The sequence below is a fragment of the Mycobacterium sp. NGS40 genome, assembly GCF_059812735.1.
In genome coordinates this window covers 1-14,149 of record NZ_JCALDG010000011.1, presented here as the reverse complement: position 1 = coordinate 14,149, position 14,149 = coordinate 1, and the positions used below count along the sequence as shown (strand labels likewise).

The 14,149-nt window shown below is 65.4% G+C and carries 15 protein-coding genes; 6 read left to right on the top strand and 9 right to left on the bottom strand.

Annotation, left to right across the window (positions count from 1 at the left end; genetic code table 11):
- Nucleotides 1–33 precede the first annotated feature (33 nt).
- The 6 genes from AC5Y5O_RS17660 to AC5Y5O_RS17635 are packed head-to-tail and all read right to left on the bottom strand — an operon-like array spanning nt 34 to nt 4,895.
- Complete coding sequence (locus tag AC5Y5O_RS17660) at nt 34–588, bottom strand: nuclear transport factor 2-like protein (RefSeq protein WP_096290217.1); 555 nt, start codon at nt 586–588, stop codon at nt 34–36.
- A gap of 3 nt (nt 589–591) precedes the next feature.
- Nucleotides 592–798, bottom strand: coding sequence for a ferredoxin (locus AC5Y5O_RS17655; protein WP_096290216.1), 207 nt, complete (start codon nt 796–798; stop codon nt 592–594).
- Between the two features lie 9 nt (nt 799–807).
- Nucleotides 808–2,160: a lanosterol 14-alpha demethylase gene (gene cyp51 / locus AC5Y5O_RS17650; protein ID WP_096290215.1), complete on the bottom strand. Its 1,353-nt coding sequence runs from the start codon at nt 2,158–2,160 to the stop codon at nt 808–810.
- A 52-nt stretch (nt 2,161–2,212) separates the two neighbouring features.
- Nucleotides 2,213–3,037 (bottom strand): SDR family oxidoreductase, encoded by an 825-nt coding sequence (locus AC5Y5O_RS17645; RefSeq protein ID WP_096290214.1) that lies wholly within the window; start codon nt 3,035–3,037, stop codon nt 2,213–2,215.
- Nucleotides 3,037–4,260 carry a cytochrome P450 gene (locus AC5Y5O_RS17640; RefSeq protein ID WP_096290213.1) on the bottom strand — a complete coding sequence of 408 codons (1,224 nt, stop codon included), beginning with the start codon at nt 4,258–4,260 and terminating at the stop codon, nt 3,037–3,039. Before AC5Y5O_RS17640 ends, AC5Y5O_RS17645 begins: the two co-directional genes overlap by 1 nt.
- Nucleotides 4,257–4,895 carry a TetR family transcriptional regulator gene (locus AC5Y5O_RS17635; RefSeq protein ID WP_500026195.1) on the bottom strand — a complete coding sequence of 213 codons (639 nt, stop codon included), beginning with the start codon at nt 4,893–4,895 and terminating at the stop codon, nt 4,257–4,259. The genes AC5Y5O_RS17640 and AC5Y5O_RS17635 overlap by 4 nt, the downstream gene beginning before the upstream one ends.
- A gap of 223 nt (nt 4,896–5,118) precedes the next feature.
- On the opposite strand from AC5Y5O_RS17635, the gene AC5Y5O_RS17630 reads away from it, so the two are divergent.
- Genes AC5Y5O_RS17630 through AC5Y5O_RS17615 form a run of 4 tightly spaced genes read left to right on the top strand, consistent with a single transcriptional unit; the run spans nt 5,119 to nt 8,634 of the window.
- Nucleotides 5,119–6,585, top strand: a complete 1,467-nt coding sequence (locus tag AC5Y5O_RS17630; RefSeq protein ID WP_096290211.1) for an aldehyde dehydrogenase — start codon at nt 5,119–5,121, stop codon at nt 6,583–6,585.
- Nucleotides 6,586–6,604: 19 nt separating this feature from the next.
- Complete coding sequence (locus AC5Y5O_RS17625) at nt 6,605–7,354, top strand: SDR family oxidoreductase (protein ID WP_500026186.1); 750 nt, start codon at nt 6,605–6,607, stop codon at nt 7,352–7,354.
- A complete protein-coding gene (locus AC5Y5O_RS17620) occupies nt 7,351–8,205 on the top strand; it encodes an NAD(P)-dependent oxidoreductase (protein WP_096290209.1) in 855 nt (284 codons plus the stop codon). The genes AC5Y5O_RS17625 and AC5Y5O_RS17620 overlap by 4 nt, the downstream gene beginning before the upstream one ends.
- Nucleotides 8,206–8,634 (top strand): carboxymuconolactone decarboxylase family protein, encoded by a 429-nt coding sequence (locus tag AC5Y5O_RS17615; protein WP_096290208.1) that lies wholly within the window; start codon nt 8,206–8,208, stop codon nt 8,632–8,634.
- Nucleotides 8,635–8,643: 9 nt separating this feature from the next.
- Here the strand turns inward: AC5Y5O_RS17615 and AC5Y5O_RS17610 are convergent, their stop codons facing one another.
- Nucleotides 8,644–9,738: an aldo/keto reductase gene (locus AC5Y5O_RS17610; protein WP_096290207.1), complete on the bottom strand. Its 1,095-nt coding sequence runs from the start codon at nt 9,736–9,738 to the stop codon at nt 8,644–8,646.
- 72 nt (nt 9,739–9,810) lie between these two features.
- Here AC5Y5O_RS17610 and AC5Y5O_RS17605 point away from each other — a divergent pair, with 72 nt between their 5' ends.
- Nucleotides 9,811–10,218: a MarR family winged helix-turn-helix transcriptional regulator gene (locus AC5Y5O_RS17605; RefSeq protein WP_096290206.1), complete on the top strand. Its 408-nt coding sequence runs from the start codon at nt 9,811–9,813 to the stop codon at nt 10,216–10,218.
- A gap of 25 nt (nt 10,219–10,243) precedes the next feature.
- The gene (gene purD, locus AC5Y5O_RS17600; protein ID WP_096290205.1) at nt 10,244–11,512 is read left to right on the top strand and encodes a phosphoribosylamine--glycine ligase; all 1,269 of its coding nucleotides are present in this window, start codon (nt 10,244–10,246) and stop codon (nt 11,510–11,512) included.
- On the opposite strand, the gene AC5Y5O_RS17595 is transcribed toward purD, so the two are convergent.
- Both AC5Y5O_RS17595 and AC5Y5O_RS17590 read right to left on the bottom strand, forming a co-directional pair.
- Entirely contained in the window at nt 11,509–13,092 is a 1,584-nt protein-coding gene (locus AC5Y5O_RS17595; protein ID WP_096290204.1) for a gamma-glutamyltransferase family protein, read from the bottom strand. The genes purD and AC5Y5O_RS17595 overlap by 4 nt on opposite strands.
- 19 nt (nt 13,093–13,111) lie before the next feature.
- Nucleotides 13,112–14,026 (bottom strand): alpha/beta hydrolase-fold protein, encoded by a 915-nt coding sequence (locus AC5Y5O_RS17590; RefSeq protein ID WP_096290203.1) that lies wholly within the window; start codon nt 14,024–14,026, stop codon nt 13,112–13,114.
- Nucleotides 14,027–14,149: the final 123 nt, after the last annotated feature.

Here is a 14,149-nt window from a genome sequence, read left to right as displayed (position 1 = left end):
AACAAGTGGGGGTCCAACCAACCGGTCGGGAGGTCACCAGATGGGAACGGGAGCCTGGCCGAGCGGATAGTAACCGGGCAGCTTCTCGCCGGCGATGCTGCGCTCGATGCGCTTCTGCATCCCGTCGCTCAGGTCGCCGGACTCGATCAGCTTGCCGAACATGTACGCGACGTGACCGAAATCGAAGAAATCACGTTGCCACTCGATTAGTCCTTCGGCGTTCAGGCGGAACCAGCTGCCGCCGATGCCGTAGATCTCGTCGCGGGTGCCGTCGGCCTTGTTCACGATCTGCTTCCAGAAGCCGACGATCTCACCCTGCTTCTCGTCGATGAGCACCTTCTGGTACTCGTAGACCCAGTTCTCCAGGCCCTCCATCTCGAGGCCGAGTGCGACATCGCGGATCTCGTCGACACCCACGCACATCACGTCTTCCTTCGGGCCGATGTTCCAGCCGTAGGTCGCGTCCTTGGCGTAGAAGTCGGCCAACGGCTTCCAGTCGCCGGCCTTTTCGCAGTCCTTGTTGGTCTGTAGCCAGCGCTCGACCCATGCCTCGAGATCTGCGCGCGAGTGTGACGCCTGTGATGTCATGGATCAGTCTTCCTTTTCCTCGATGAATAGGGCTTGGGTTGGGCACATATCGACCGCGCGCTGGACTTCATCGCGGGCGTCTTCGGGCGGTTCTGAGTCGAGGATCTCGACCTTGCCCCGCCTGGGCACCTTGAAGTAATCGGGTGCCTCCAGCTCGCACATGGCGTGGCCCTGACACAAGTCCAGGTCGACTCCGATACGAAATGCCATCGCCGGCTCCTAGGCGGTGCGCTTGCGGTAGCGGGCCTTGGCGGGCCGAGCCAGCTGGACGACCATCTTGGAGTGGTCGTTGTGGTAGGTGTCGGCCGGCTGCGCCATCTCAAACTCGTACTCGCGCAACAGGACCGAGAAGATCGCCTTGATCTGCATCTGGGCGAACGCCGCGCCCACGCAGCGGTGCCGCCCGGCGCCGAACGGAATCCACGTCCACCGGTTGACGATGTCGGCCTGCTCGGGCTTGTTGTAGCGGTCCGGCTTGAACGCGTCCGGATCGGGGAAGTCCTCGGGAATGCGGTTGCTGATCGCGGGGGACGCCGCGACGAAGTCTCCCTTGTGGATCGGGAAACCTTCGACCTCGAACTCGCCTTGAGCCACCCGCATCAGGATGATCAGCGGAGGGTGCAGCCGCAGTGTCTCCTTGACCACGTTGTCCAGCTTCGGAATCGACCGCAGCGCATGGAAACTCACTTCCTGGCCGTCGGCGTACAGCTCGTCGAGCTCGGTCAGCACCTCGGCGTACACGTCGGGATGGCGGATCAACTCGATCAGGGTCCACGCCGAGGTCCCCGAGCTGGTGTGGTGCCCGGCGAACATCAGCGAGATGAACATGCCGGTGACCTCGTCGGCCGAGAAGCGCAAGTTGCCCTCTTCGTCCTTGATGGACACCAGCACGTCGAGCATGTCGCGGTCGCTCTTGTCCTTGGGCGGGTTCGCGATCCGCTGATCCATGATTTCCTGAACCAGTGCAACGAGTTTCACCCGCGCCTCGTCGCGCAGCTTGAAACTCTCGATCGGCAGGTACGGGTCGACGTAGCACAGCGGGTCGGTGCCGCGCTCCAATTGGTGGTAGTACTCGGCGAAGCGGTGGTCGAGCTGCTCGCGGAACTTCAGCCCGATCAGGCAGGCGGTCGAGGTGTAGATGGTCAGCTCGGCGAAGAAGTCGAGCAGCTCGATTTCGCCCTCGTCGCCCCAATTGGCGATCATCTTCTTGACTTCGCCCTCGATCGTGGCGGCGTGCCCCTTCATCTGCTCGCCGCGCAGTGCGGAGTTGTGCAGCATCTCCTTGCGCCGCTCCGGGCTGGCGTCGAACACCACGCCCTTGCCGAAGATCGGCGTCATGAACGGGTAGGCCTCGGCCTGGTCGAGATCCTCGTCGGCGGAGCGGAAGAAGAACTCGTTGGCGTTCGCGCCGGACAGCAGGATCACGTGCTTGTCGACCAGCTGGAACCAACCGACGTCGCCACACTCCTCGCGGACGCGCTTCATCAAACCGATTGGGTCGGTACGGAATTCCTCAAGATGGCCGTGCTCTTCTTCGCCGCCGGAAACCCGTGGCACGATGGCGGCTGTCATTTGCTCACTCCTTCTCGCCGCGCGCCGCGCGCCGCATCGTCGATTCGCGAAGTCATGACGGCATCCCCTCTTCGCCCAGGGCGAGCTTCTGTCGGTCTTTGTTGTCGGCCAGCGGGGCTTCGGGCTGAAGCTCCATGCTTGCGATGAATCCACCACGCGGTGTCTCGGCGACGAACGTGATGGCTCGTCCGAGGTCTGCCGCGCGCAGGAAGTAGTCGTGGCGCGCCTGGCCCCACTTGGCCCAGTCCTCCAGCGCGGGACCGATCTTGTCGGCCGGGAGACTCCAGCCCATCGACGTCTTGGTCGGGCCCGGGTGCACGATCGAGGCCCGCACACCAGTGCCCTCCAGTTCCATCTGGAAATTGGTGACCATGGCGACCAGTGCGGCCTTGGCCGCGCCGTAGGCGCCCATGTGCGGGCGCTGGCGCAGCGCGACATCGGAACCCACGAAGATCAGATCGCCGCGCTGGCGTTCGAGCATGCCCGGCAGCACGGCCGAGGCCAACCGGAAGGCGCCGACAAGGTGGATCTGCAGCTGCGATTCGAACTCGTCGCCTGCGATCTCGGCGAGCTTTCCGAAGTAGGTGTCACCCGCGCCGGCGACCAGTACCTCGATGTCACCGAGGGCGTCGACCGACTGTGCAACAAAGGTTTTCACCGAGTTCGGGTCGGTGACGTCGAGGTGGAATCCGACCGCCTCGCCACCGTCGGCGTTGATCTTGCCGACGATATCGTCGAGCTTTTCGACCCGGCGGGCGCCCAGGGCGACCGGGAAGCCGTGGGCGGCGAGTTCGATAGCGGTGGCCTCTCCGATACCGGAGGAGGCGCCGGCGACGATCACCGGCCGACGTTCGGGCAGGGGGGCGAAGCGAGGCATCAGCGGGTCTCCACGGTGATGGGTAGGTGAGCGAATCCGCGGACATTGCTGGAGTGGACGCGGACGGCGTTGGCCTCGTCGACTTGATATCCGCGGATTCGCTTGAACAACTCGGTGAGCGCTACGCGTGCCTCCATCCGGGCCAGGTGGGCTCCCAGGCAGAAATGCGCCCCGCTACCGAAACTCATTAACTTGGAACCGATTTCACGTCCGATCACATAGTCGTCCGGGTTATCGAACACCCGCTCGTCGCGATGGGCGGAGCCGGGCAGCAGCAGAACCACATCCCCGTCGGGGATCGTGGTGCCGTAGAGGGTGAGCTCGCCGGCCACGGTGCGGGCGAGGATCTGGCTGGACGTGTCGTAGCGCAGGGTCTCCTCGACCCACGGCGTCACCAGTTCGGGATCGTCGTAGACTCCTGCCAACTGGTCGGGGTTCTTGTGTCCCCAAAACGCAGCGTTGGCAAGCAATTTGGTGGTGGTCTCGTTTCCGGCGATCACCATCAGGAACATGAAGCCGAGTACTTCGTCGTCGGTCAGGCGGTCGCCGTCGATCTCTGCTTCCAGCAGCGCGGTGGTCAGATCGTCGGTCGGCTTGGTGCGCCGCTCGGCGACCATCTGCTGGTAATACACGATCAGGTTGATCGACGCCTCGACCGCCTCCGGCGGCACGTCGGTGACGCCCTCGTCGCGGTGCATCACCCCGTCGGCCCAGGCCCGCACCTGCACGCGGTCGGCCTCGGGTACCCCCATCAGCTCGGAGATCACATCCATCGGTAGCTTGCCCGCGAACTCGTCGACGAAATCGACAGTGGCGCCGCCGGATGCGGCCGCGTCCAGCATCGTGTCGAGGTGCTTGACCGCGATTTCGGTGACCCGCGGTTCGAGCTCGCGAATGCGGCGCGGGGTGAACCCCTTCGACACCAATGTGCGCAGCCGCAGGTGGGCCGGATCGTCCATCGCGAGGAAGCTCATCGTCTTGCTGGCATGCGGGCCGCGCGACGCCGGGTCCAATGAGACGCCGTATTTGTTGGAAAGCGTTGTGCTGTTGCGGAATCCCTGCAACACATCCTGATGCCGCGACAGCGCCCAGAACTTCAGTTCGTCATTGCGATACAACGGCGCTTCGTCGCGCAGCCGTTTGTAGTACGGATACGGATCTTCGTGGAAGTCGTAGTCGTAAGGATCGAGGACCAATTCGTGATCTCCAACGTGGAGGGTCATTTGGTTCTTGTCTCCTGGCTCGTCTCCCCGGTGCCGGGCAGGATCAGACTGACGACATAGGCCAACCGGTCGGCGATCTGGTGATAGGTGAACTGGCCACTGGCGGCTTGTACCAGTGCGCCGAAGAATGTCATTTCGAGCGCGGACACCGTGCTGGCGTCGGCGCCTGGCCCGATGGCCGTCGCGATGCGACGGTGGATCTCCGCACCGATGCGGTCCCGCGCGGCGCCCACCGCGGGATCGGCGCTTCCGCCGAGTAGCGCGATCGTGCACGCGGCGCCGACCTCGGGTTCGTCGGCGACCACCAACGCCAGGTGGCGCAACACCTTGTCCACCCGAACGGGCATGGGGTCGTTGACATCGGTGAAGAACGGGACCTGTTGCACCAGGTCCAGATACACCTCGGCGATCAAGTGGTTTTTCGACGAGAAGTAGGTGTAGGCGGTGGCGGGGGCCACTCTGGCCCGGGCCGCGACCGCTCGCACCGTCAGGTCGGCGTACGACTTCTCGCGCAGGGTTTCGATGCCGGCGGCAAGCACCTTGCGGAAAGTCTCCTCTTGGCGGCGATTGCGCGGCGCCTGACCGCTTGATTGCCCGTTCTGGGCTGTGACTGTAACCAGGGCATCGCTGGACACATGTCCAAGCTATCGGACAGCAGGGACGCGAAGCAAGCCCGCCGATCAAATCGGCTGGTTAATGAGCATTTATGCTGCGGTATGCCGTCGGTTTGGAGATCGGCTCTTGCACCGCTGATGGACCGACAGCTATGGTGCCTGGGGGCATTATCGGACAACTGTCCATTCGAATGGGCGTGTCGAATCACCCCTTGGATTTGCCACCCATAGACGGGAGCGAGAGATGGCCTTGTTGGCCGACGGCGTGAGTGAACTCTTCATCGACGGCAAGATGTCGCCTGGCGGAGCCGGTACCTTCCCGACGATCAATCCGGCGACGGAGGAAGTGCTGGGCGTCGCGGCGGACGCCGACACCGACGACATGAGCCGCGCGATCGATGCCGCGCGCCGCGCCTTCGACGAGACGGACTGGTCGCGCGACACCGAGCTGCGCGTGCGGTGTGTGCGCCAGCTGCGCGAGGCGATGCAGCAGCATCTTGAAGAGCTGCGCGACATGACCATCGCCGAGGTCGGCGCGCCGCGTATGCTTACCGCGATCGCGCAGCTCGAAGTCCCGGTCAACGACCTGGCGTTCGCGGCCGATACTGCCGAATCCTATGAGTACAACCAGGATCTCGGCGAGGCCAAGCCGATGGGTATCCCCACCCGGCGCACCATCGCGCGCGAGGCAGTCGGGGTCGTCGGTGCCATCACGCCGTGGAACTTTCCGCACCAGATCAACCTCGCCAAGATCGGGCCAGCCCTGGCGGCCGGCAATACCGTCGTCCTGAAGCCGGCTCCTGACACTCCTTGGTGTGCCGCCGTATTGGGCGAGCTGATCGCCGAGCACACCGACTTCCCCGCGGGTGTGATCAACGTCGTCACCTCCAGCGACCACAGTGTGGGTGCGATGTTGTCCAAAGACCCTCGGGTGGACATGGTTTCGTTCACCGGATCGACGGCCACCGGCCGCGCCGTGATGGCCGACGGCGCCGCGACCATCAAGAGGGTTTTCCTCGAACTGGGCGGCAAGTCGGCGTTCATCGTCCTTGACGACGCCGACCTGGCCGGAGCGGTGGGGGTGGCGGGCTTCTCGGTGTGCATGCACGCCGGCCAAGGCTGCGCGATCACCACTCGTCTGGTGGTACCGCGGGCCAAGTACGACGAAGCCGTCTCCATCGCGGCTGCGACGATGGGCGGTATCAAAGCCGGCGATCCCACCGACCCCGGAACCATCTGCGGGCCGGTGATTTCCGCGCGTCAGCGGGATCGGATCCAGGGTTACCTCGACTCGGCGATCGCCGAGGGCGGGACGTTCGCCTGCGGAGGCGGCCGCCCGGCCGACCGCGAGGTTGGCTTCTTCATCGAGCCCACCCTGATCGCCGGTCTGGGCAACGACGCCCGCGTCGCACGCGAGGAGATCTTTGGACCGGTCCTGACGGTGATCGCGCACGATGGTGACGACGACGCCGTGCGTATAGCCAACGACTCGCCCTACGGGTTGTCGGGCACCGTGTTCGGCGCCGATCCGGAGCGGGCCGCCCGGGCTGCCGCGCGGGTGCGCGCCGGAACCATCAATGTCAATGGCGGCGTGTGGTATTCGGCCGATGCGCCGTTCGGCGGGTACAAGCAATCCGGGAACGGCCGCGAAATGGGTCTGGCCGGGTTCGAGGAGTACTTGGAAACCAAGACGATTGCGACAGCGGTTTAACCAGAGGAGCTTGAAGAACATGAGATTTGAGAACAAGGTCGCCATCGTCACCGGATCGGGCGGTGGCATTGGTCAGGCCTACGTCGAGGCGCTGGCCCGTGAGGGAGCGGCCGTGGTTGTTGCGGACATCAACGTGGCGGGTGCCGAGAAGGTGGCCGACGGGATTAAGGGTGAGGGCGGCACCGCGCTGGCCCTGCCCGTCGACGTGTCGGATCCGGCGTCTGCCAAGGAGATGGCCGACCGCACCCTGGCCGAGTTCGGCGGCATCGACTACCTGGTGAACAACGCGGCGATCTTCGGCGGCATGAAGCTCGACTTCCTGATCACCGTCGACCCTGAGTACTACAAGAAGTTCATGAGCGTGAACCTCGACGGTGCGCTGTGGTGCACCCGCGCGGTCTACAAGAAGATGGCCAAACGTGGCGGCGGAGCAATCGTCAACCAGTCGTCCACCGCAGCCTGGCTGTACTCGAACTTCTACGGGTTGGCCAAGGTCGGAATCAACGGACTCACCCAGCAGCTGGCCACCGAACTCGGGGGCCAGAATATTCGGATCAACGCCATCGCGCCGGGTCCGATCGACACCGAGGCCAACCGGTCCACCACGCCGCAGGAGATGGTTGCCGACATCATCAAGGGAATTCCCTTGTCGCGCATGGGACAGCCGGAGGATCTCGTCGGCATGTGCCTGTTCCTGCTATCGGACGAGGCGTCCTGGATCACCGGGCAGATCTTCAACGTCGACGGCGGACAGATCTTCCGGTCATGACCGATCTCAGGCTGGGGTACATCGGGCTGGGGAACATGGGCGCGCCGATGGCCACGAAGATGACCGAATGGCCTGGCGGGGTGACGGTTTACGACATCCGCACCGAGGCGATGACGCCACTGGTCGAGAAGGGTGCCGGCATCGCCGACAGCGTCGCCGACATCGCGGCCGCCGACATCATCCACATCACCGTGCTCAACGACGCCCAGGTGCGTGAGGTCGTCGCGGAGTTGGCCGCACATGCCAAGCCGGGTACCGTCATTGCAATCCATTCGACGATCAGCGACACCACCGCTGTAGAGCTGGCGGCCGAACTCAAACCGCAGGGCATTCATATCGTCGACGCGCCCGTCAGCGGCGGGGCGGCCGCCGCGGCGGAAGGCAAGCTCGCCACGATGGTGGGCGCCGATCGCGAGGTATACGAGCGGATCAAACCGGCGTTCAAGCACTGGGCGGCGATGGTCGTCCATGCCGGCGAGCCGGGTGCGGGCACCCGAATGAAGCTGGCGCGCAACATGTTGACGTTCACCTCGTACGTCGCGGCCTGCGAGGCGATGAAACTCGCCGAGGCGGCGGGGCTGGATCTGCAGACGCTGGGCCGGGTGGTCCGCCACACCGACGCGCTCACCAGTGGCCCCGGCGCGATCATGGTGCGCGAAGACATGAAAGACCTTGAGCCGGGCAACTTCCTGTACGAGCCCTTCCTGCACACTCGCGGGCTCGGCGAGAAGGACTTGAGCCTGGCGTTGGCCCTCGGAGAATCCGTGTCCGTCGACCTGCCGCTGGCCCAGTTGGCGTATGAGGGGTTGGCCGCCGGCCTCGGGGTGCCGCACACAGAGAAAGAGACGTAAATGGACGAACTGCGCCGCAAGGGCCTCGAAAAAATGAACGAGGTCTACGGGTGGGAGATGCCCAACATCGAGGGCGACGCTTACTTCGACCTGACAGTTGATCATCTGTTCGGCGACATCTGGAACCGGCCCGGCCTGTCGATGCGAGACAAGCGCATCATGACGTTGACGGCGGTGACCGCGGTTGGCAGCCGCGACCTGGCCGAGATCCAGATCAACGCGGCACTGCTCAACGGCGAACTCAGCGAGGACGAGCTCAAGGAGATGGCCGTTTTCCTCACCCACTACCTCGGCTTTCCGCTGGGCTCCGCGCTCAACGGCGCGGTATCGGCCGTCGTCGCAAAGCGCAAGAAGGCCGCGGCCAAGGGTGCCGGCGAGGACAAGAAGGCCAACGTGGACGCCGCGCTGAAGATGCACTCGGGCGACTGACCCGCTTACTCAGTACGGCTGGCCACCTTCGGGCATCACGTATTCGGAGGGCGCTCCGTAGACACCGTTGACCGTGGTTCCGCCTTGGATGATCCCTGGCGCCATGTCCATCATGCCTTGCGGGAAACCGAGTCTCGGCTTGGTCAGTTTGGTCAACCGAGTCAGTTCGTCATCGGTGAGGTCCACGTCGACCGCGCGGACATTGTCGTCGAGCTGCGAGAGTCTGCGTGCCCCAATGATGATCGACGAGACGGCGGGCTGTGCGCCCACCCACGCCAGCGCGACACTGGCAACGTTGGTCTCGTGCGCCTGGGCGATGGCCTCGAGTTCGTCGATCAGCGCGTAGGTCTTGTCGTTGAGGAATGCACCAACCATCGCACCGCGATCGGCGTTGTGCTGTCCCGCGTTTTGCCGGGTGTACTTGCCGCTGAGCACGCCGCCCTTCAGCGGTGACCACGGCGTGATGCCCAGGCCGAATTCGCCGGCCATCGGCACCAGTTCCTGTTCGATCGTGCGTTCCAGCAGCGAGTACTCGACCTGCAGGCCGATGAATGACGACCAGCCGCGGAACTTGGCGATCAGGTTGGCTTCGACGATCTTCCACGCCGGGGTGTCCGACACCCCGATGTAGCGGACCTTGCCGGCCGCGACGAGATCGTCCAGCGCTCCCATCGTCTCCTCGATGGGGGTGTTGACGTCCCACATGTGCAGCCAGTACAGGTCGATGTAGTCGGTCTGCAAGCGCCGCAACGAGTTTTCGCAGGCATTGATCAGCGATTTGCGGCCCGCGCCACCACCATTGGGGTCACCGGGGTACAGATTGCCGCTGAACTTCGTCGCGATCACCAGGCGATCGCGCCGCGCCGCGTGGCGTCCGACGTGGTCGCCGATGATTTTTTCGGAGTGGCTGCGGGTGTAGAAGTTGGCGGTGTCGATGAAGTTGCCGCCGAGTTCGGTGTAGCGATCGATGATCTGCTGCGACTCTTCCACGCTGGTACCCCAGCCGAGGTCTTCACCGAACGTCATCGCGCCCAGGCACAGGGGGCTGACGCGCAAGCCGGACCGTCCGAGTGTCACGTATTGATCCAGAGGCATGATGGCCACTCCTGGTAGATTGTTCGCTTATGAGATTGTTCATTACCAAACTAGTTCACAGCTGAACGATCTGGCAAGTCGATGTCTGCGGTTGATGCGGCCAAGATCTGGTCACTGAACTATCGGGTACTGCTCTCGGTCATATCGTGCGCCGAGGCCGACATCTGTGCGCTGGGGCTGGAGTCCAAAGAGCTGTTCCTGCTCGCCGAGATCGACGAACATCCCTACCCGGCCGAGTTGGCAGCCGCGCTGAGCATGCCCAAGGCGACGGTGACGTTGTACCTGAAGCGACTCGAGGCCGCCGGGTTCGTGCGCCGGGAGATCGACCCGGCGGATTTGCGCCGCCATCGGCTGCTGCTCACCCCGGCCGGGCGCCAAGCTGCCGCGAAAGGGTTGGCGTTGCTGTCCGCCGAGTTCAACAAGCGCCTTGGGCGCCTGACGGCAACGCAGCAAAAGGACCTCAAAAACCTGCTCGAGAGGATCCTGTAACGCCGTGCCGCTAGTCTGACCTGTCGTGCGCGTTCTGGTGATCGGCTCCGGTGCCCGTGAACATGCCCTGCTGCTGGCTCTCAGTAGAGATCCGCAGGTCACGGGGCTGGCCATCGCTCCCGGCAATGCCGGCACCGGCAGGTTGGCCGAGCAGCACGATGTCGACATCACCTCCGGTGCGGACGTCGTCGCGCTGGCCCGCGAGGTCGGTGCCGACCTTGTCGTCATCGGACCTGAGGTGCCGCTGGTGCTCGGGGTCGCCGACGCCGTGCGCGCCGCCGGCATCGCCTGCTTCGGCCCCAGCAAGGACGCGGCTCGCATCGAGGGATCGAAGGCGTTCGCCAAGGAGGTCATGGCGGCCGCCGGGGTGCGGACCGCTTCGAGCGAAATCGTGGACAATCCGGCGCATTTGGACGCGGCCCTCGGTCGCTTCGGGCCGCCCGCGGGTGACCGGGCCTGGGTGGTCAAGGACGATGCCCTGGCAGCCGGTAAGGGCGTGGTAGTCACGCCCGATCGCGACGTCGCCCGCGCCCATGGCGCGAGCTTGCTCGAGTCCGGTCATCCCGTGTTGCTGGAGTCCTTCCTCGACGGGCCCGAGGTTTCGCTGTTCTGTGTGGTCGACGGCGAGACGGTGGTGCCGTTGCTGCCGGCGCAGGATTTCAAGCGGGTGGGCGACGGCGACGCCGGCCCGAACACCGGTGGCATGGGTGCCTATGCGCCGTTGCCGTGGCTGTCCGCCGATGTGTGCCGCGACATCGTCAGCGGGATCGTCGAACCCGTTGCGGCCGAGATGGTTCGGCGCGGTTGCCCGTTCTCCGGACTGCTGTATGTCGGCCTCGCGATCACTGCCAAGGGGCCAGCGGTGGTCGAATTCAACTGCCGCTTCGGCGATCCGGAGACCCAGGCGGTGTTGGCCCTGCTGGAGTCACCACTCGGGCAGCTGCTGCACGCCGCCAGTACCGGTGCGCTGGCCGGCTTCGGTGAGTTGCGCTGGAAAGACGGTGCGGCCGTGACCGTGGTGCTGGCTGCCGAGAACTATCCCGGGCGCCCGCGAGTCGGCGACGTCATCACCGGATCCGAAGCCGACGGCGTGCTCCATGCCGGCACAGCGCGGCGCGATGACGGCGCGATCGTCTCGTCGGGCGGACGGGTGCTGTCGGTGGTCGGCACCGGCGCCGACCTGACCGGCGCACGCGCGGCGGCATACCGGATCCTGGACTCAATTCGGTTGCCGGGCAGCCATTTCCGGACCGATATCGGGTTGTTGGCCCAAGAGGGCAAAATCCACGTCTAGAACGCGGTGGCTTGCCCGTCCCGGCGTGGGTCACTGGCCGCGAGATACCCGTCGTCGAGGCGCCAGATCGCCTGGCAGCTGCCGAAGGCGTTGTAGTCGTCGACGGTGAGCAGGTCGTGTCCGCGCCGGCGCAACTCGTCGAGTGCCGCCGGTGGGAAGGCCGGCTCGCAGGCCACCTGCATGCCCTGCAACCAGCGGAACCGCGGGCCGTCGCAGGCCGCCTGCGGATTCTGGCCGTAATCGGCGATGCGGACCAACACCTGCACGTGGCCCTGGGGCTGCATCGGACCCCCCATGACCCCGAAGCTCATGACCGGCGCGCCGTCCTTGGTGACGAAGCCCGGAATGATCGTCTGGTACGGCCGCTTGTTCGGCCCGACTTGGTTCGGATGTCCCTGATTTGCAACGAAACCCGCTCCGCGGTTCTGCAGTGAGATGCCGGTGCCCCTCACCACCACGCCGGAGCCGAACCCCATGTAGTTCGACTGGATCATCGACACCATCACCCCCGATGCGTCGGCCGCGGTGAGATAGACGGTGCCTCCCGCCGGGGTGCCCGCCGATGCGGGCTGGGCCTGATCGCGGTCGATCAGCGCGGCCCGCTGCTTGAGGTACTCGGCGTCCAGCAGGTCCTCGGGGGGCATCGCCATGTGGTCGATGTCGGAGACGTAGGCCTGCGCGTCCGCGAAGGCCAGCTTGAGCGCTTCGATCTGCAGATGCAGGCTGTCGGCGGAATCGACTGGCAGCGAGGACATCTCGAAGTGCGCAAGGATTCCGAGCGCGATCAACGCCACGATGCCCTGGCAGTTGGGCGGTATCTCGTGGACGGTGTAGCCGCGATAGGTTCCGGAAATCGTGCCGACCCAGTCGGCGCGGTGGGCGGCGAGGTCGCCGGCCCGCAATACCCCGCCGTGCGCCGTCGCGTGCGCTTCGAGTTGGGCCGCCAGGTCGCCGCGGTAGAACGCCTCACCGCTGGTCGCGGCGATCTTTTCCAGTGTTGCCGAGTGCTCGGGAAGACGCACGCGCTCACCGGGTTTCGGCGCCCGCCCATCGGGCAGGAACGTCTCGGCGAAGCCCGGCTGCGATTCGAACGTCGGGACCTGTGCGGCCCATTGCTGCGCGATCGTAGGTGACACTGCGAACCCGTTGCGGCCGTAGGAGATCGCCGGCTCGAAGAGGCGCTCGAACGGGAGTTTGCCGAACTTGGCGTGCAACTCGACCCAGGCCGACACCGCTCCCGGCACGGTCACCGAATTCCAGCCCAGCACGGGAACACCTTTGCCGCCGAAGTACTCCGGGGTCCATGCGGCCGGCGAGCGACCGGATGCGTTCAGTCCGTGTAACTGCTTGCCGTCCCAGACGATGGCGAAGGCGTCTGAGCCGATGCCGTTGGAGACCGGCTCCACCACGGTCAGCGTGATCGCGGTGGCAATCGCCGCGTCGGCGGCACTGCCGCCCTCGGCGAGCATCCGAAGACCGGCTTGGGCGGCGAGCGGTTGCGACGTGCACACGACGTTCGACCCCAGAACGGGCTTGCGCGGCCAGGAGTAGGGGAAGTTCCAGTCGAACGGCGTGCTCACGTCCGCGAGGGTAGCGCGCCTACGCCGTCAGCAGCGGTGCCATCCAGGTCAGTTCGGCCGGTAGCTGCGAACTCCAGAACGTGGGATTGTGCCCGCCGGGCGAGAAACCACCTGCGGGCGGGTGGGGCAACTGAGCGATGAACTGCTTGGTCGCGTCGTAGAAGGGATCACTGTCGCCGCAGTCGATCCGGATCGGAATGGAGGCCAGCGCCGGCATTCCGAACACCGAATTCGCCGCGAAGTCGTCGGGTCCGTCGAAAGCGCCGGGTGCGGCCGCGCCGGATGACATCCACAACGCCGGGCTCACCGCGCAGATCGCCGCGGTGCGCGCCGGTCCGAGCCGGCCGCCGAGCAGCAGCGCGCCGTAGCCGCCCATCGACCAGCCCAGGAATGCCACCCGCGAGGTGTCCAGCCGCTGGCTGTCCAGCATCGGAATCAGCTCGTCCAGCACCATCGCACCGGAGTCTTCGCCCGACGACCGCTTGTGCCAGTAGCCGCCCCCGCCGTCGACGGCGACGACCGCGAACGGCGGCAGCCCCGCGTTGACGGCCTGCGCCAGACCCTGCTCGACACCGCCGGCCATGACCGTGGCCGCATCACTGCCCTTGCCGTGCAGGGCGATAACCGGACGCAGTGCCTTGGTCTGTCCCGGTGGCCGGGCGATCGCCCAGTTCGTCGATATCCCGCCCCGCGCCGCGGAGGTGAAAGCACCCGTTGTCATCGTCGGCGCCGGGTCCCCGGCAGGGGCCGGTTCCAGCGGCGCGGTCGACGGCGCCAACGGAACCTGCGTGCTGGCGCTCGAAACCGGGATGCTGCGAGTTGTCCTGGTGTGTAATAGGTTGTCGAGCGCAAACGCGCCCGCTGCTCCTATAGCCGCGCTGGCACCAAGACTGAGCACCGCGCGACGGCTCAAGTCGGGCATGCGGGCCATCATGCCATGCCGGTCTGGCGGGCCGTTTAGCGGAAATGGCAATGCAGTACCACTTTGACTGGCACGATGGCTACTCGTGACTGCAGCGGTTACTCCGAAAGGAGAACGTCGACGGTATGCGCTAGT

Coding starts and splice junctions, on each gene's coding strand:
- AC5Y5O_RS17625 (WP_500026186.1), top strand. CDS start 6,605: ATGAGATTTGAGAACAAGGTCGCCATCGTCACCGGATCGGGCGGTGGC.
- AC5Y5O_RS17620 (WP_096290209.1), top strand. CDS start 7,351: ATGACCGATCTCAGGCTGGGGTACATCGGGCTGGGGAACATGGGCGCG.
- AC5Y5O_RS17590 (WP_096290203.1), bottom strand. CDS start 14,026: ATGATGGCCCGCATGCCCGACTTGAGCCGTCGCGCGGTGCTCAGTCTT.
- AC5Y5O_RS17660 (WP_096290217.1), bottom strand. CDS start 588: ATGACATCACAGGCGTCACACTCGCGCGCAGATCTCGAGGCATGGGTC.
- AC5Y5O_RS17645 (WP_096290214.1), bottom strand. CDS start 3,037: ATGCCTCGCTTCGCCCCCCTGCCCGAACGTCGGCCGGTGATCGTCGCC.
- AC5Y5O_RS17615 (WP_096290208.1), top strand. CDS start 8,206: ATGGACGAACTGCGCCGCAAGGGCCTCGAAAAAATGAACGAGGTCTAC.
- cyp51 (WP_096290215.1), bottom strand. CDS start 2,160: ATGACAGCCGCCATCGTGCCACGGGTTTCCGGCGGCGAAGAAGAGCAC.
- AC5Y5O_RS17655 (WP_096290216.1), bottom strand. CDS start 798: ATGGCATTTCGTATCGGAGTCGACCTGGACTTGTGTCAGGGCCACGCC.
- AC5Y5O_RS17605 (WP_096290206.1), top strand. CDS start 9,811: ATGTCTGCGGTTGATGCGGCCAAGATCTGGTCACTGAACTATCGGGTA.
- AC5Y5O_RS17630 (WP_096290211.1), top strand. CDS start 5,119: ATGGCCTTGTTGGCCGACGGCGTGAGTGAACTCTTCATCGACGGCAAG.
- AC5Y5O_RS17640 (WP_096290213.1), bottom strand. CDS start 4,260: ATGACCCTCCACGTTGGAGATCACGAATTGGTCCTCGATCCTTACGAC.